This is a genomic window from Rhodococcus sp. 06-1474-1B (assembly GCF_002258885.1).
GTDB classification, from domain to species: Bacteria; Actinomycetota; Actinomycetes; order Mycobacteriales; family Mycobacteriaceae; genus Rhodococcoides; species Rhodococcoides fascians.
The window spans coordinates 289,583-307,000 of sequence record NZ_NOYR01000027.1 but is presented as its reverse complement, the minus strand read 5'-3'; the positions used below and the strand labels follow the sequence as shown (position 1 = coordinate 307,000).

The following is a 17,418-nucleotide window of genomic DNA, read 5'->3' as shown; positions in this document are numbered from 1 at the left end:
CGATTCGTCCACCGCCGCGGGGGTCCAGCAGGGACTTCACACCCCTACCGACGACTGCGCGCCCCTGCTCTGAAGTGAGCAGGGGCGCGCAGTCGGTAAAAGGGGTGTGAGGTTACTTCCGGCGACCCGGAACCTTTGCACCCGGAGCGAATCCGAGTCCACCGGCCTTCGGCTTGGGCGGGGTGCGATCACCCGAACCGTTGGATGTGGTCTCGGCCGCAGTGTCCGACGCTTCTGCCTTCGGAGCCTCTGTTTCCGGTACCTCGGCCTCTGGCGCTTCGGTGACCGGTGCTTCGGTGATCGGTGCCTCAGCTTCCGGTGTCGGCTCGGCCTTTTCGGGCTCTGCTGCAGCCGGCTCGGCTGGTGTCGCCGCAGGTGCAGCGGCGGCCGCACCCGGTGTCCGCGCGCCCGGCTTCTTGAATCCGGACTTCACGGCCAGACCCTTGGGCTGGACGGTCGGCTTGGATTCTGCTGCTACGGATTCGGTTGCAGCAGGCTCCGTTGCAGCAGCCTCGGTGGCGGATGCCTCGGACGCCGTGGCCTCGGTAGCCGGTGCCTCAGCAGTAGGAGCCTCGGACGCAGGGGCTTCGGTAGCAGGCTTGCCCGGTGCCTTGGCTCCCGGCTTCTTGAATCCGGACTTCACGGCCAGACCCTTGGGCTGAACGGTCGGCTTGGATTCTGTGGCTACGGATTCAGTTGCAGCAGAGGGTGATTCCGCTGCATCATCGGCCGCTTCCGGGGCGGGTGTCGACGCCCCAGGAGCAGCGTCGGCGGGCTTGCCGGGTGCCTTCGCGCCGGGCTTCTTGAATCCGGACTTCACGGCCAGGCCCTTGGGCTTGACGGTCGGAGTCGACTCGGAGGCCTCTGCGGGAGCAGGTGCTTCGGTTGCCGCGGGAGCGTCGGCCGGTGCCGGGGCAGCCGCCTTCGCGCCGGGTGCCTTGCCCTTCATCTGCAGACCCTTGCCGCCGGGTGCCTTGCCACCGGCCAAACCGAGGCCCTTGGGCTTCGATGCGTCCGCGGCGGTATCGGCCGAGTGCCCCGACGTCTTGTCGGCTTCGGCGTTGGTGGGCGCAGAACTGGGTGCCTTGGCTCCGGGAGCTTTCGCAAGTCCCTTCATCTTCAGGCCACCAGCAGCCTTGGTCGGCTGCGCCTTCTTCGTCTCGGCTTCGGGATCGCCGCCTTCGGCTGCGACCTCGATCTCTTCGACGCGCCCCTTCTCCTCGACGGCTGCGACCTTTTCGGTGGCCAGCCTCTCTTCGGGAGTCTGCTCGCGGGGGATGACCTTGATGTTCTCGGCCAGTACCGAGGACTCGACGCGGGTGATCGATTCGAGCATCAGCTGCGCGACGTCGACAACCTCGACGCCCTCGTGTGCGCCGCCTTCCTGCCGTGCGGTGACACCGTCGGTGAGCATGACGCGGCAGAACGGGCAGCCCGTGGCGATCTTCTTCGGGTTGGTCGCTAGCGCCTCGTCGACCCGGTCGATGTTGATGCGCTTGCCGATGTTCTCTTCCATCCACATACGAGCGCCACCGGCACCACAGCACATGGACCGCTCACCGTGACGCGGCATCTCCTTGAGGTTGGAGCCCGACGCAGCCATGAGCTCACGCGGGGCGTCGTACACCTTGTTGTGACGGCCGAGGTAGCACGGATCGTGGTAGGTGATGTCCTGGCTGACCGAGGCCACCGGGATCAGCTTCTTCTGCCGCACGAGTCGGTTGAGCAGCTGCGTGTGGTGGACCACCTCGTAGTCACCGCCGACCTGCGGGTATTCGTTGCCGAGCGCGTTGAAGCAGTGGGCGCAGGTGACGACGATCTTGCGCTTGCTCTGCTCGACGCCGTCGAACACGTTGTTCAGTGTTTCGATGTTCTGCATCGCGAGCTGCTGGAACAGGAACTCGTTGCCTGCGCGGCGAGCGGAGTCGCCGGTGCAGGTCTCGTCCGCGCCCAGCACCATGAACTTCACGCCTGCGGTGGCGAGCAGTTCGGCGACGGCCTTGGTGGTCTTCTTGGCGCGGTCCTCGTAGGCTCCGGCGCAGCCGACCCAGAAGAGGTACTCGTAGTCCTGGAACGAATCGGCGTCCTGGCCGAAGACCGGGATGTCGAAGTCCATCTCGTTGATCCAGTTGAGGCGGTCCTTGGAGTTCTGGCCCCACGGGTTGCCCTTGTTCTCCAGGTTCTTGAACAAGCCGGCGAGCTCGGACGGGAACTCGGACTCGATCAGTACCTGGTAGCGACGCATGTCGATGATGTGGTCGACGTGTTCGATGTCCACCGGGCACTGCTCGACGCACGCACCGCAGGTGGTGCAGCTCCACAGCACCTCGGGATCGATGATGCCGCCTTCGATGGCGTCGGCGACGAGCTTGCGATCGGCTTCGTCGCGAGCATTCTGCGGAATGGCGTCGAGCGCCTTCTGGTCGACGTTGCCCTCGGCATCGACGAGTCCGACCTCGTCGCCCGCCATGTCCTTCTTGCCGCCGGCCAGCAGGTACGGGGCCTTGGCGTGGCTGTGATCGCGCAGCGACATGATCAGCAGCTTGGGGGAGAGGGGCTTGCCGGTGTTCCAGGCAGGGCACTGCGACTGGCAGCGGCCGCACTCGGTGCACGTGGTGAAGTCGAGCCAGCCCTTCCAGCTGAAGTCTTCGATCTTGCCTGCACCGAACGCGTCGACGTCGGGATCGGCCTCTTCCATCTCGAGGACCTTGCCGCCGGACATCATCGGCTTGGCGGCACCGAGGGCGACGGTGCCGTCGTCCATACGCTTGAAGTAGATGTTCGGGAACGCGGTGAAGCGGTGCCACGCGACGCCCCAGTTGATGCGGGTGCCCACGATGTAGAGCCAGATCATGCCGGACATCAGCTTGATCAGAGCAAAGATCGACACCATGTTGGAGTTGGCGGGCAACAGCTCGGCGAGGCGCATCGTGAAGAAGTCGGTGTAGGGGTTCGCGTGTCCGTAGGTGGCGATCTTGCCCGCCTTGACGAACACCATGCCCAGGCCCTCGATGAGGACAACGGCCTCGACGAAGTAGGCGGCCTTGAACCCGGAGCCGGCGAAGCGTGACTGACGCTCGGGCTTACGCGGGTGGTTGAGCTGGCGAATGATGATCAGCGTGGTGATGCCGATGACGGTGCCGAGCCCGAGAATCTCGTCCATCAGGTGGTAGACGGCGGTGTCGCCGACGATGGGCCAGTGGAACTCGGGGTTGAACGTCTGTCCGTAGGCCTCGAACCAGAACACGGACCCGACCATGAAGCCGATCATTACCAGCCAGTGCGCCCAGCCGACGGTGCGGAACTTGACCATCTTGGTGTGCGCGGCGAACTCGATGATCATCTGCTTGAAGCGGGGGACGATCGGTCGCCAACGGTCGGGTGCCGGCTGACCCAGCCTCACGATGTTGAACATGCGCAGGGCGCCACGAATGAAGGCGTACCAACACACGAGGCTGAGCAGAGCACCGACTGTGCCCAACGTGATCGTCAGGGCGTTCATGTCGCGGCCTTTCGTTCAGTGGCAGCTGGAGCAGCTACCGCGGGTCCAGCCCGTCGAGAGGAATACAGCGATGTTACCTGCCAGTAGATCGCGAAATCTACCGACGGGTAACTTAGGTCAGAATCGCCTGGAGCGACGCTGGTGGTTGCGCGCACGGGACCGTCCGACGGGTGGGCTGAACTCGTCAGTAGGTTGTCGCCCGCATCACGTTAGGCGTACGGGCTTGTGACTCCTGCGAGAAGGCAGACCTAACCCGGCCGAATCGGCCCGATGTCCGAGGTTTACCGACGGCTGCGGCGTGGAAGAAAAAGGCCGGTTAAACCGAACGAAAGTGCGATCTTTCTGTCCGATTCGGGCGTTGTGATTGTTCATAACTTTTCGGACACGGTAAAGGGTCGGTAGCACAACGACCGGTCTGATTGATGGTTTACACTGCCTGTGGACCAGAGGTGCGAGGACGTCATTCGGGGTGATGTCGCGTTCGACGGTTTGCCGCCAAAAGCACTGCAGCACATGCACAGAAACGGAACACAACACCACATGAAACTCAGCAAACTGGTCGTCACCTCGGCTCTCGTAGCAGTTGCTACGGGTCTGGCCAGCGGAACCGCCTACGCGCAGCCCGACACCAGCGCCACGACCCCCGACACGAACTACTCCGTCGAGCTCGAAGACCGCACCATCGTCACCACCATCGATGCGGGCGTCTTCAAGGTTGCCGACGACGGCAAGACCGTCGACGTCCTCGACGCCGCCGACAACACACTCGTCACCCTCCCGCTGTCGTTCAACCTCGGCGGACTGAACTTCCCGTACGAGCAGAACGTCGACGAGAACGGCAAGACCCTGCGTCTGGTGCCGCAGCTCGACTTGACGAAGGCCTCGGCCAACTCGCGCAGCATCGGCGCGACGACGGTCGCCTCGCCCGAAGAGAACTACAAGGCCCAGCAGAACTTCTCGTCGCAGCTCGGAATCGCGACCGCAGTCGGCGGATTGACCGGAACCATCATTGGTGCGGGCGTCGGCTTCTTGCTTGGTCTCCCGTTGGCTGGCGTCGGCGGGGTCGTCACTGTTCCCATCGCTGCTGCTGTCGGAGGCTTGGTCGGCACCATCTCCGCCGGCGGTCCGACCCTCGTCGTTGCCGGCATGGATCTGCTCAACACGTTGAACGCTGCTCCCGGAACGTCGGTCTGGGCCAAGTAGTCACAGCGCATTCTTCGAAAGAACCCACGATCTCGTCGAGGTCGTGGGTTCTTTTGTGTTGTCAGGCAGCAGGATTCGTGGCGACGGCTGCGGTCGATGCGTCGGCTTCGAGGAATGCGATGGGCGTCGAGCAGGCGGCGCGTAGTGCCCGTCGGATGGTGTCGGCATCGACGACGTGCGAGTGGAACGACGCGGCGACGCGAATGGAGTCGTGTAGTCGCGCGGTCGTCAGGGTGATGTGTCCGTGGCTCGCGGGTGCCACCATGACTCGGTACGAGCCCTGTGTCTCGCCGACGAAGGCGATGTCGTTCAATCGGGCATGCCGGCCCATGTCGGACAAGGCCAGACGGATGGTGTCGGGTGCGGTGGGCGGCAGGGTGTCGGTCGCGCGGGCGGAGCGCAACCTGGCCAGTTTCGAGCGAAGTGCGACCAGCATCAGGTTTGCGATCGGGTGCCCGCAGTCGATGATTCGTCGCCATTGGCGGGACAGGAGAACGGTGTCGGTCGTGTCGGGGAGGTAGACGTCGATACCGGCTGACAGGTTCGCAAGGGTGGTCAGCTCGGGTGGTAGGTACCGGCGGACGTCGAACAGTACTTTGGCGACATCGTCGACGGCCAGTCCTTCGGCGCGCAGTGCGGCATCGAGGGCGGCGAAGAACAGGATCGAGATCGACTGTCCGGGTCGGTGATCGTCTCGCCACCTCGCGAGTTCTCGGGTGCACTCGATCGTGGCGGCCGCGGCCACCACCTCGACGGGTGAGCCTGCGGCGGTCGACGCCGCCTGTGTAGATGCCGTCTGTGTGGACCCGTGACCGGCCGACCCGCCACCTGCATGCTTGCGGCCGCACACGCCGATGCCCGGCCGAACGCGCGAGCGCAGTAGCTGCGCAACTCGCCTGGGATCGGTTCCGAAACAGCGCATCGCTGCTACGGCGAGCGGGTGACGCGTGCGCGCTGCCGTTGCCCAGCGGGGCACGATGCCGTTGCGAGCGTCGGCATCAGCGAGTGTGTGGGAGAGGTTGATGATCATCTGGCCGTCGCCGAGCCCGTGATCCATGTAGAACACCACGTGGTCGCCGCGCACCGTGATGGACAGTGGCTCGGCGGGGTCGTGCGTGGCCAGTAGCTGCGACATCGCGGTGTCGTAGTCGTCCTCGGTGATCGCGGAGTCTTCCCGGACGGCGTGCAGTGGGGCGCCGGGATCGTATCGCCAGCGACGGGTGCCGGAATCTGGACGCAGGCCCACTCGCGCGGCCGGGCCGACGCTCATTGTCGTGCGTAGCGCCCGGCGGATCCCGTCGACGCCACCATGATCGACAGGACCGAAAGCCACCACGGTCCAGTTACCCGCAAGCGCGACATCGGTCTCGTGAACCGTGACGTGCGAGGGAAAGACCACGTTCATCGCGTAGGTCCCTTCCGATAGACGGCTTTACTTCTTGTTTATGAAAGCCTCAGAAGCAGTATGAACTCAAATGGGCATTCCAGCCAACTCTGAGTACGATGTAATGGAGTCAAACAAACTATTGGACAGGAAACCGGAGTCGTGGACGGAGTCAGCGAAGTGCAAGTACTCGCGGTCTCGCTGTCGACATCGGTGGGCGGAACCGATCACAGTCTGCGAAACGTGGCGCTGGCATTGCGTCCCCTGGGCGTGACCGTCACTCTGGGTGCGCCCGGTGGCAGCGACACCGAACAGTGGTGGCGAGCCGCCGGCCTGCCGTTCTTGCCGCTGGACCTGCCGCAACGCATCGGAATCCATCGTCAGGGCGAGAATTCTCTGCATCCCATCGGCGGGCTCGCGGCGCAGGTACCGAAGAGCGCACGCACGGTGTCGAAACTTCGGCGAGCTGCCCGCGACTTCGACGTCGTACATTCCAACCATCTGCTGCTGCATCCCGACGCGGTGCTCGCGTCCCGACTCGCACGCACCCCGGTCGTCGTCGAATTTCACGACATCGTCCCCGCCGGACCGGGGCGCACACTGCTCGCCGCGATCGCGGCGACGGCAACCCACACGGTGGCCGTCAGCACAGCTGCAGCACAGCAACTCCCGACGCGTGCGCGTGGACGGGTGAGCGTGGTGCACCAGGGAATCGACACCACGGCCTTCGCGCCGGGTGCCGGTGACCCGGCTCTGCGGGCCGACATGACCGCCGACCCCGATGCTCCACTGATCGCAGCCGTCGGCCGGATCGATCGCGAGAAGAAGCTCGACGTACTGATCGACGCCGTGGCGCGGGTGCGTCGGTCCGGAGTCGACGCGCATCTGGCGATCGTCGGCGCGCCCAGCGAGGACGACGGTGGCTACCTCGTCGAGTTGCAGCAGGCCGCGGAACGGTTGCTGCCCGGTGCGCATCGTTTCCTCGGCCGCACAGACGCGGTGGCGTCGACGTTGCGTGCCGTGGATGTGTTGGCCTGCCCGTCACAGGACGAGCCCTTCGGGCTCATCGCCCTCGAGGCACAGGCCTGTGCGGTGCCGGTCGTGGTGAGCGACACCGGGGGCCTGGTCGACTTCGTCTCGCACGAGCACACCGGCCTCGTTGCCCGAACCGGCGACGTCGACTCGCTGGCCACGCAGTTGTGCAGGATGCTGACCGATCGCGGCCTGGCCGCCACCCTCGCCGAGGCCGCGCGAGGGCAAGCAGTCGCGCGATTCGATTCCCAACATCGCGCGAAGCATTTCGCCGACATCTACAGTTCAGCAATCGGGAAGAAGCGCATCACATGACGTGACGCATCGGCTCTGCAGCGGAGCCGACGACGCAACCCAGCCGTGCGGATGTCGGGGCATCCGCACGCACACGCTCGTACCGAATCGGAGTTCTTGATGCTCGACCACATGGCCCCCGGCGTCCCGCGCCGCCGCACCCCGCAGCGGGTCGGCGTTGCCGTTCTGGCCGCGACTGCGACCGCGACCCTGGCCGGGGCCGGCTGGGTCCTCGCACCCAGACGGTCGCCGGAACCCCTGCGCGCGGCAGAGCCGTTCGTCGACGGCGACCTCATCACCGTCGTCGTGGGAACCGTGGGCAGGCTGTCGCTGTCGGGCACGGTCGAGGCCGTGCTCGCGCAGTCCTACCCGGCCGTGGAGATCGTGGTGGTGGACAACGCACCCACGTCGGGACGGGTGGACGACGCGTTGAGGTCGATCGACGATCCCCGCTGCATCGTCGTCCGTGAGCCGCGCCGCGGGGTCTCGCGAGCCAGAAACACCGGTGCCCGGCACGCGTCGGGCCGCGTGATCGCCTTCACCGACGACGACGCCGAACCGGATTCTCAGTGGCTCGCCGCCGTGGCGCAGGTGTACGCGGCAGACCGAGACGGTGTGGTGGCCGGGGTGACCGGGCGGGTCGTCGGACTGGCTGTCGAGACCGATCAGCAGCGGTGGTTCGAGGAATCGGGGCTGTTCGAGAAGGGATCGACGCGCACGGTCTGGACCCTCGCGCCGACCGGGTCGATCGACGAAGAACTGGGTGCACGCGGCACCGCAGCGCTGTTCCCCTATACGGCCGGGGAGATGGGCAGCGGCAACAACATGTCGTTCCGAAAGACTGCCTTCGACTCGCTCGCGGGATTCGACGAGAGGATCGGCCCGGGCACGCCCACCAAAGGCGGTGAGGACCTCGAGCTGTTCCGACGTGCAGTGCTGCGCGGGGGAACGATCGTCTACGACCCGACGGCCGTCGTCGGCCATCATCATCGAGCCGATCACGAAGCGTTGCGCGAGCAGATGTTCGGGTACGGAAGCGGAATGGCCGCCATCGTCACCAAACTCTTCCTCGACGGCGGAGCTCCGGCCCGCGCACTGCTCGGCCGGCTCCCGACCGCATTCCGCATGCTTCTCGCACCCGAGGAGAACCGCTTCGCGGACGGGGCTCCGCCGATGCCTCGCGACCTCAAGCTCACCGAGCTCTACGGCTACCTGTGCGGGCCGTTCCTGTACGTCAAGGCCATCACGGTCCGCGGCTCCGGGATCAATTCATGACGGTCACCGACACCGCCGACGCACCCGAGGACACGGTAGGTCGAGCCGATCCGACGCGCCCCGACTCGAGCTATCGCGGGGCACAAGCGCTGCTGTTCGCTGCCGCAGCGGTCGCCATCGCGTCGACGCTGCTGGCCATCCTTGCCGGATCCGATCACGCGGGTGCGGTACCCAACGGGCTCCGAGTCGCCGTGGTCGTCGCCGCCGTGACGCTGTTGCCCGGGGCACCCATCGCGGTGCTGCTGCGCCTCCGACAGCCGGCACTGGTCGGTTCGGTGACTGTCTCGATTTCGTTCGCGACGATGCTGATCATCGCGCAGGCCGAGGTCGTCACCGGGAATCTGCGTCCGGTGACGGTGCAGCTTTACATCTGTGCGGTGTCCGCCGCGCTCATTCTGTGGGCGTCGCGAACGTTGGTGCCGGCGGTGCCTCGACCGCGCCCGGACCGGACTGCGGTGGTGACCCGGTACGCACTGCTCGGCGCGGTGGCCGTCGCCGTCGTGCTGTTCGCTCACGCGACGAAGGTGCTCAGGCCGCAGGCGTCCGGGGCGTTGGGCGTCATCACCCACATCGGCTTCAGCTACCTCGTCGCGCTGGCGATCGTGGCGGCCGTGATCGCCGTGGCGCTCTCGCGGGCCCGACTCGACCCGGTGGTACTCGGCGCGGCCGGTCTCGCTCTGATCATGTTCACCACGATGTACGTGTCGTTGGCCGACGGCGTCACGTCGATCCCGACGGCGTACACCCATCGCGGGCTGATCGACATCATCGCGTCTCTGCAAGGTCTGCCACCACCGTCGGACGCGCGATTCAGTTGGGCCGGATTCTTCTCTGCCGGAGCTCATATGTCGGGTGCCGGCGCGTTGTCGGACCTGTCTCCGATGCTGCTGTGGGCTCCGCTCTTCTACGGCGGCGTGACCATGTTGCCGCTGTACTCGATCGCGCTGTCGCTGACCGGGCGCAGGCGCGTCGCGTGGATCGCGGTGATCCTCTACCTGTCGTTCAACTGGTACCAGCAGGACTACTTCGCGCCGCAGCCGACGGCGACCATGCTGTACCTGACCATCTGCGCCTTGCTGCTGTGGCAGTTACGCAGTGCGCCCCTGCCGTCGGCCCCGCGGTCGTGGCGTCGGTGGATCGTCACGGTGCCGCGGCGAACTCTGGGCACGGTCCCCGGTGTCGGTGCCGGCCGCACCCTTGCGATCGAGGCGCTGATGATCGTCCTGATCGCGGCGATCGTCATCACTCACCAGCTCACGCCCATCGTGTTGATCGCGGCGCTGTTCCTGTTCTCGCTCACCGGAACCACGCGGTACCGACTGCTGTGGCTGTTCGCGGTCGCGCTGTTCGTGGCCTGGTTCAGTTACGGAGCCGTCGACTACTGGAAGGGCCACCTCGCGTACGTGCTCGGCGATGTGGGACAGGTGTCGGGCGCGGTACAGGGCGGCGTCAGCGACCGGATCGGTGCCGATCCGCTCTACCAGAAGATGCAGTATCTGCGGTTGGCGGCGTCGGGCGCGCTGCTGATGTTCGCGTTCGCCGGTTGGCTGACCTACCGCCGACGCAAGACGTGGCTCATCGGCGGATTGCTCTGCATGGTGCCCTTCGGTTTGGTGCTGGTGCAGAGCTACGGCGGTGAGGTGGTGATCCGGTGCTTCGTGCTGGCGTCGCCGTTCATCGCGCCCTACGCCGCGGACGCGTTGGTGCGCACCTTCGCGGTCATTCGACGGTTCACGGGTCGATCGGCCCAGCCTCGGCACTGGTCGCGCACCGTCGCCGCGACCGCGGCAATCCTCGGAATTGCCTTGATACTGACGGCAACTCGTGGGTTGAACACCTCGTTCGAGCACACCGACGAGGATCAGATCCGATACGGAGACGCATTGATGCGGTCGGTTCCGCAGGGCTCGGAAATCATGGTCATCGGAACGGCGGCCGGGCTGGTGTCCGCACGCTACTTCGACGACGTCAGAGTGGCGACCATGGAATCGTTCGAGTGCCTCGACGATCTCAGCGGGTGCGTTCGAAAGGAGAACCCCGACTTCGTGTTCACCACTCGACAATCGTCGGCGCAGATCTACCTGCAGTACGGATATTCGCAATCGGTCGTCGACCAACAGCTGGGCATGTTGGTCGGATCCGACGAGTATCGCGTGGTTGTCGAAACCGCCGACCTGACCATTCTGCAGAATGCGTCCACCCCACCGGTGGTGCTCAAATGACCGATCTGTGGCTCGGCTTCCTCGCATTCGGTGCCCTGTTCGCGGCGCTGATCGTCGCGTCGGTACTACGCGAACGCGAGGTGCCCTCCGACGGTGCGATCGGGCGCGGCGGCAGCGGACGCATCAACCGCGCAGTGGTGCTCTCCGCGACACTGATCGTGCTGTTGCTCCTGGCCGCAGTCGTCGTGATCGTGCGGTTCCAACAGATCGCGATCTGGGAGTGAGAATCTTTCGCGGCCTGTCGGTGGCCCTGCTGGTCGTGGCGACGACGGTGTCCTGTGCGCAGTCGACCGGACCCCAACCCGAGTTGGTCAGCAGCGAACGGTGCGACCCCATGGCGGACGACGTCATGTCGGGTGAAGCTGTGCCCCGGGAGGACCTACCGGGGTGGCGGCAGACCTTCGTCGACGATTTCGACCGGTGCGATCTCGGTGACGACTGGGGTGCGTACTACGGCCAACCCGGAGGCGACCCGGCCAGTTGGTGGGAGTACGAACAGGCCTCGGTCACCGGTGGCGCACTCCGGCTGCGCGCCGAGCAGAAGGACGGCCGCTGGGTGACCGGCGGCGTCTCGAATTCGCCTGTGTCGCAGAGGTACGGCAAGTGGGACGTACGGCTGCGTGCGGACCGCTCCGACGAGATCAGCTACCACATTCTGCTGTGGCCCGCCGACGAGGTGTGGCCGCCGGAGATCGACATCGCCGAGAGCGCCGACGGGACCAGACAGACGATGTCGTCGTTCCTGCACTGGAGCGGTGCAGAAGGAGACCGTCACTTCTCACAGGCGAATCTGCAGTTGGACACCAACGACTGGCAGACCGTCGGAGTGGAATGGGACCCCGAGCAGATCAGGTATCTGGTCAACGGAAAGGTCTGGGCGCGAACACCACTGGGAGCATCCATCCCGGACAAGCCGATGTGGTTGGGCATCCAGGCCCAAGCGGGTGCCTGCACCAAGCTCGAATCCTGGGGTGTCGGAGAATGCGGCCGGGCGGGAACACCCGACGTCGCGAACGTGGATGTGGACTGGGTGTCGGTGTACGAATCGGACGGGACACCGTCCGCCGTGGAGGACACGGCGTCGGGATCGGTTCTGCTGGAACAACAGAACTGACCCGGAGCCGACCTACGACGTACGAACCGTCAGGCCCGGGTTCTCGGCGAGAATGTCGTTGATCGGCGTCGCGAACAGTTCCGGGCGCTGACCCTGCAGCATGCTGACGACGGTCGCGATCTCGCACGAGGGTTGATCGCCCACGTTCGACGCGTTCGCGATGCCCACGGCGAGCGTGCCACTGACGATGGGGCCACCGCTGTCGCCGCGCAGCGCGCAGATCGACGTGGAGAAGCTGCGGTCCAGGACATTGCCGCCCATGGTGACGTGCTGGCCCGTCGACAGGATTGTGCCGCAACTGAATCCGGTGGTGGCTCCGGATTTGCAGACCGGCGCGCCGACGACCGGATCCACCGTGCCGGTGATCAACAATGGGCCGGATCCGGGAACTCGCATCGCGTTGCTCTCGAATTCCCCGGTGTTGCCGTCGTCGATGTCGATGAGCGCATAGTCGTTGTGCGCCCGGCTGGTTCGATAGAACGAGCCGAACTTGGAGCCGACGAGGCTGCCGTACATGGGGTACGCGCCCGTCGTGACGGCGGACCCTGTGCTCGACTCGCCCGGATCGCAGTGTCCTGCAGTGATGTTGACGGCACCACGCGTCCGGTCGACGGCATTGAAGCCCAACGAGCAACGCAGACCGGCCCCGGCTGGGGTGCCGGCGAGAAAGCTGTCGCCGCCGAGGTACGAACTGGCGCGAATGGGCCCTGCGGTGAGCGAGGGATCGAACGGCACCCGGTCGAGGAGCGGACCGAAGGCATCGAGGACGGGGGCCGGGATGTCGAATACAGCCCGGTCGATCACGAATCCGGCGGCCGTCGCCGCGTCGACCACATCCGCGTGGAACGGTCCGTCGGCGACCGCGACGACCGGCAGCCCGGCCGCGTCGAGATGCCCACGGACCGCCGGGCCGACGGCGGCGGTGAACTCGGCCAACCGGCGCGCTGTGTCGGCGCGGTCGAGAAACTGCTGAGGGCTGAGCCCGAGATCGCGTGCCACAGCGTCGGCCAGTGACGCCGGTTCGGGCGGTGCCGCAACGGCAGTGGGTGTGGACACCACCGTCATGAAGAGCAACGAGACAGCAGTAACCGATAGTGCACACGCGCGGCGACGCATAACGACCTTCCCCCCCGGGCATCGAACGATGTGATGCCGTTCACTTCGCACACGAACTATAGGGGGTCGGCGGCCTCGGGCGTGCCGGTTTACCCGGTTCGGACGGTAGCTCCGGTCGCGCTCGTGACCTGATCGATGGGAATGCCCAGGCTGGCGGTGCCGCCGAACTGCGCCAGCGCGAGGTTCGCCTCGGTGCAGTCGGGTGCTCCGCCGCTGTTGGATCCGCTGGTGATGCCGAGTGCCAGCGTGCCGGTGACGATGGCCCCGCCGCTGTCTCCGGCCAATGTGCATGCGGTGCTGGCGAAGCCGCGCACGGTGCGCGACGTGCCGTCCTCCATGAAGAGCTGCGTCTCGACGCGGTCGGCGGCCACCACTCCGCACGTGAACGACGACGACTGCCCGGATTTGCAGACGGGTGCGCCGATGACGGGGGATGCCGTTCCGGTGACGGTGACGGTGCTGCCGTTGGCCCCGCGAACGGTGGGACGGTCCAGCCCGGCCTTCTGTCCGGCGGCGTCGAGGCCGATGACCGACCAGTCGAGGCCGTCCGGTGCTCCCAGGCTCGAGCGATCGAACGAGCCGATCTGGGAGCTGCGCGCGATGTCGGCCGGATCGGGCAGGTACACCGGTGCTCCGCCGGCGCCCGTGGCCTTGTTCGGATTGCAGTGTCCCGCAGTCAGATTGACGGCGCTGCCGTCGGCGTCGACGGCATTGAAGCCGAACGAGCAGATGCTGATCTCGGTCGGCGGTGCGTCGGCGATCGGCCCGGCGGTGGTGACGTACGTGTCGCCGCCCATCGGTGCCGGGTCGGCCGGCTTGTTGCCGCCGGGGGAGAGCATCACCTTGATGTTGGCCAGCAGGGTCGGCAGGTTCAGGGCCTTGCCGATCGGACTGTTCGCCACATTCAGCACGATCTGGTTGTCGATGAAGTCGATGGCTGTGCCGTTGATCTGCTCGGAGATCTCACGCGGGAGGCCGGCGATCCACGTGTTCAGATCTGCCAGCGACTTCTCCAGCCCGTCCGCGGACACCGGCGACTGCGCGGTGGCATAGCCGTCCTTGGCGACGGCCTGCGCGGCTGCGGGAGAGGTGACGGCGACGACGGCATTACCGTCGGGCCCGATCCAGGCACCGGCGAAATCGACGGGTCGGCTCGCCCGGAAGTCCGAGGCGTAGGCCGACAGCTCCTGTGCACGCGCCGCACGATCGAGGTATTCCTGCGGGGAGATCTTCAGATCTCGCTGCACGGCTTCGACGAGCTCTCGTGGAAGCTGATCGGCGGGCGACTGAACCACAGGTTCGGCTGCCGCTGTTCCGGAGAACGAAGCAAGAAGTACGAAAGCCGTCGAGCACAGCACTGCAGTACGCAGAGCCCCGGTGTTACGCATGAAATCCCTTCATCGGGTGCTTGGCATCAGCGCCCCACCCTAGGGCATGCGCTACCGGACCAATGTTTTCCCTGCTCAGGGCTCCGGGTTCGTTGCTGAGGTGGTCGTCGTGGTCGTCGTAGTGACCGGAGTCGTCGTTTCCGCCGGCGTCGTGGTTTCCGGAGGGGTGGTCACCGCGACGGGCGGTGTCGTGACCACCGGAGGCGGTGCCGGTGTCGGTTCCGGAGCAGGCGGCGGCGCAGGCAGGGGCGCGGGCTGAGGCGGGGTGTACTCCTCGGCCGTCGGCTCCTGCACCACCTCGGGAGCAGCCGCGGGCACCGTCGTCGTGGTCGGTGCGGTAGACGGCACCCGCGCGGAGGTGGTGACCGGTGATCCGGCGTCGGTGACGGTGGGCGGTGTCGTGGCGGGTCCGCTGCTGAACACCCCACTCAGGGCTGCGATGACGAGAACGATGACCACGCCCGCACCAGCACCGGCGATGATCGTGGTGACGGTGCGCGAGCGCTCGCTGCGTTCCTTCTTGTTCTCGGTCGCCGCACCGGCGAACGCGGTTGCGGCGTACTGCTGGGTCGCCGTGTCGGGACCGTCGGGATCTCCGGCCGGAACGATGGGCTCCGAGCGCAGCTGGGACGGGCCGAACACCGGTGCCACCGCCGGTATCGCCTCGGAGAACGCGAGGGGCGGCGGCGGAGCGACCACCGGGATCGCGTCGGTGTCGAGCGAGTCCGTGCCGTCGTTGCGAGTGACCACCGGCGCTGCGCCGGTCACCAACGAGTTGCCGTCGACGTCCTCGATCTCGGCGATGTTCAGTGCGCCGCGAGCCGCAGCGAGCGGCTCGACGAGCAGCGCGCCTGCGGTGCGCTCGCCGATGTCGGCGACCACCGAAGGTAGGGCGGCACTGCCGCCGGTGAGCACGACCGTGCCGGTCGACGGCACGTCGAGCAAGCCCAACGTCGGCGCGATCAGGTCTGCGAACTCGGCGCGGGTGACCGTCGTCGTATCCGAGACGCCGGGCAGCTCCACCGCGATCGTGGCCACGTCCGCGGTGCTCAACGTGTGTTTCGCCTGCTCGCAGGACGCGACGACACCGGTGAGAGAAGCCAGAACTGCGGAGTCGGACAGGTCGAGGTGTTCGCGATCGGTCACGACGTGATCGAACAGGGCATCGGTGAACACGTCGCCGCCGACAGCGGTGCTGCGCTCGGTGCCGCCGCCCGGATACGTCGAGATGTCGGTGCCGGTGGCCCCGATGTCGATCACCGTGACGGCAGCCCCCGGGCTCGGCTGAGCGAACGCGCTCGCGGCCTTGGCCTCGGGAACCAGCGCGACGTCGGTGAGGCCGGTGTGGTCGAGGGCGTCGCGCAGTAGAGCGATGTTCTCGCGGGGCCATCGCGTCGGATACGTCATCGTCGTGACGGGCGTGGACGCCGATTCGGACGTCTCGGAGAACATGCTCACGAGGCAGTTCGCGGCGTTGGCCATCAGATCCTCGGCGCGATACGCGTCGGCATCGGGTTCGAGATCTTCTTGCTTGCCGACCAGATCGACGAAGCGAGTGAACGGCGCGGTGTCGACGGACTCTCCGAGATGGGCTCGGCCGTCATCGTCGAACCGCAGTGTCGTCGGTAGTACGACGACGGTGGGTTCGAACGCGGTCGAGTCGCGATACACCGCAACGGACCTGGTGTTGCCGATCGTGATTCCGAGATGCCCGGCACCGCTCATGGAGTGCCGCCCGTCGTGGCTCCGGCCGGAGCTCGGTCCTGCGGAGCGAGACGTCCGGCCTGGGTGTTGTCGTCGGCGTTCTCGTCGGGGGTGGGCTTCGGCGGGTCCTCGGCGGGTTCGTCGTCGGGCAGCTCGGGTTCGACTGGTTCGTCGTCGGTCGGCGGCGTCGTGGTGGGGTCCTCGGTCTCGGTGGCCTCCGGAAGGTCGACGGCGGGTCGCGTGTCGACCTCGGCCGCGTCGCGTTCGGAGCGTCGCTCTCGGGTCGGATCCGTAGCCGTGGTGGTGGTCTCCGGCGTGATGATCGGTGCGGGCGAGACGGCGGGGACGAGTTCGGCTGCCGGTTCGACGACGGCAGTGGGGAAGTCGATCGGCCCACCCGGCCGGATTCCCGACGTCGTCGTCGGGGGTGCGACCTGAGCGTTCTCGATGGTGGGCACCGGGGTGTCGGCCGACGTGCCGAGCTGCAATGCGATCACACCGGCACCGACCGTCAGCGCCGCTGCGAACGCCGCGGCGGCGAACAGTGGGGCGGTGAACAGGGGACGACGGTCGGCGCGGGTCGGTGCGCCGACGACGGCGAGGCGTTCGGTGACGGCGTCGACCGGGTACCGGGCAGCCAGAAGCGCTGCACCACGAGCCGCGGCGACGGCGGTGTCCTTCTTCTCCATGGTTGCTCGCATCGACGAGTTCCAGGCGTCCAGCGCCTCCTCTTCCGATACGAGCGCAACGTGCGCCAACCCGTGCCCGTTCATGGCCGCACGCAGGGCGAACACCTGCTCGGCGGTCCAGCGGGCCGGGTAGGTGGCGGCCGCAGCGAGATCGCCGGGGCGCAGATCGATCGACGACGCCACCTCGGTGAGCAGGCACAGCAGTGCCATCGACGTCAGCTGTTCGGCGGGGAAGACGGTGCCCCGGCTACCGGTGACACCGCCACCGAGCGCGTCGAGGAAGTGCGTGTACGCCTCGGAGTCGTTGTCTGTGGCGTCACCGAGTGAGACGGTGCCGTCGGGGTGAGTGTTGAGCACGGTCGAGTGCAGGGACGCCAGATGCAGGGAGGGGCCGGGCGCGATGGGGTGCGACACGGCCGCGACGGCCTGCTCGTCGTCCAGATAGAGGCCGACGTCCGGTGCGCCGATACTCGCCCCGCCGGGCTGCTCGGTCAT

General features: G+C 66.6%; 12 protein-coding genes. 6 read left to right on the top strand and 6 right to left on the bottom strand.

Going from position 1 to position 17,418, the window contains the following annotated elements; genetic code table 11:
- Window positions 1-112: 112 nt before the first annotated feature.
- Complete coding sequence (locus CH266_RS16590; protein ID WP_094715732.1) at window positions 113-3,502, bottom strand: (Fe-S)-binding protein; 3,390 nt, start codon at window positions 3,500-3,502, stop codon at window positions 113-115.
- A 540-nt stretch (window positions 3,503-4,042) separates the two neighbouring features.
- Between CH266_RS16590 and CH266_RS16585 the strand changes: the two genes are divergently transcribed.
- A complete protein-coding gene (locus tag CH266_RS16585; RefSeq protein ID WP_094715800.1) occupies window positions 4,043-4,705 on the top strand; it encodes a hypothetical protein in 663 nt (220 codons plus the stop codon).
- Window positions 4,706-4,766: 61 nt separating this feature from the next.
- Here CH266_RS16585 and CH266_RS16580 read toward each other — a convergent pair whose 3' ends face one another.
- A complete protein-coding gene (locus CH266_RS16580) occupies window positions 4,767-6,110 on the bottom strand; it encodes a hypothetical protein (RefSeq protein ID WP_094715731.1) in 1,344 nt (447 codons plus the stop codon).
- Window positions 6,111-6,251: 141 nt separating this feature from the next.
- On the opposite strand from CH266_RS16580, the gene CH266_RS16575 reads away from it, so the two are divergent.
- From CH266_RS16575 to CH266_RS16560, 5 genes are all read left to right on the top strand, one after another.
- Window positions 6,252-7,436 (top strand): glycosyltransferase family 4 protein, encoded by a 1,185-nt coding sequence (locus tag CH266_RS16575; RefSeq protein ID WP_094715730.1) that lies wholly within the window; start codon window positions 6,252-6,254, stop codon window positions 7,434-7,436.
- Between the two features lie 99 nt (window positions 7,437-7,535).
- The gene (locus CH266_RS16570; RefSeq protein ID WP_176457116.1) at window positions 7,536-8,690 is read left to right on the top strand and encodes a glycosyltransferase family 2 protein; all 1,155 of its coding nucleotides are present in this window, start codon (window positions 7,536-7,538) and stop codon (window positions 8,688-8,690) included.
- The gene (locus CH266_RS16565; protein WP_094715728.1) at window positions 8,687-10,912 is read left to right on the top strand and encodes a serine/threonine protein kinase; all 2,226 of its coding nucleotides are present in this window, start codon (window positions 8,687-8,689) and stop codon (window positions 10,910-10,912) included. Before CH266_RS16570 ends, CH266_RS16565 begins: the two co-directional genes overlap by 4 nt.
- On the top strand, window positions 10,909-11,136 hold the full coding sequence (locus tag CH266_RS25425) for a hypothetical protein (RefSeq protein ID WP_176457115.1): 228 nt from the start codon (window positions 10,909-10,911) through the stop codon (window positions 11,134-11,136). The genes CH266_RS16565 and CH266_RS25425 overlap by 4 nt, the downstream gene beginning before the upstream one ends.
- A complete protein-coding gene (locus CH266_RS16560) occupies window positions 11,133-12,026 on the top strand; it encodes a glycoside hydrolase family 16 protein (protein WP_176457114.1) in 894 nt (297 codons plus the stop codon). Before CH266_RS25425 ends, CH266_RS16560 begins: the two co-directional genes overlap by 4 nt.
- Window positions 12,027-12,038: 12 nt before the next feature.
- On the opposite strand, the gene CH266_RS16555 is transcribed toward CH266_RS16560, so the two are convergent.
- The 4 genes from CH266_RS16555 to CH266_RS16540 form a co-directional block, all read right to left on the bottom strand.
- Complete coding sequence (locus CH266_RS16555) at window positions 12,039-13,091, bottom strand: S1 family peptidase (protein ID WP_094715726.1); 1,053 nt, start codon at window positions 13,089-13,091, stop codon at window positions 12,039-12,041.
- 140 nt (window positions 13,092-13,231) lie between these two features.
- Window positions 13,232-14,530, bottom strand: coding sequence for a S1 family peptidase (locus tag CH266_RS16550; RefSeq protein ID WP_176457113.1), 1,299 nt, complete (start codon window positions 14,528-14,530; stop codon window positions 13,232-13,234).
- Window positions 14,531-14,605: 75 nt separating this feature from the next.
- The gene (locus tag CH266_RS16545) at window positions 14,606-16,255 is read right to left on the bottom strand and encodes an Hsp70 family protein (protein ID WP_094715725.1); all 1,650 of its coding nucleotides are present in this window, start codon (window positions 16,253-16,255) and stop codon (window positions 14,606-14,608) included.
- Window positions 16,252-17,418, bottom strand: coding sequence for a hypothetical protein (locus tag CH266_RS16540; RefSeq protein WP_094715724.1), 1,167 nt, complete (start codon window positions 17,416-17,418; stop codon window positions 16,252-16,254). Before CH266_RS16540 ends, CH266_RS16545 begins: the two co-directional genes overlap by 4 nt.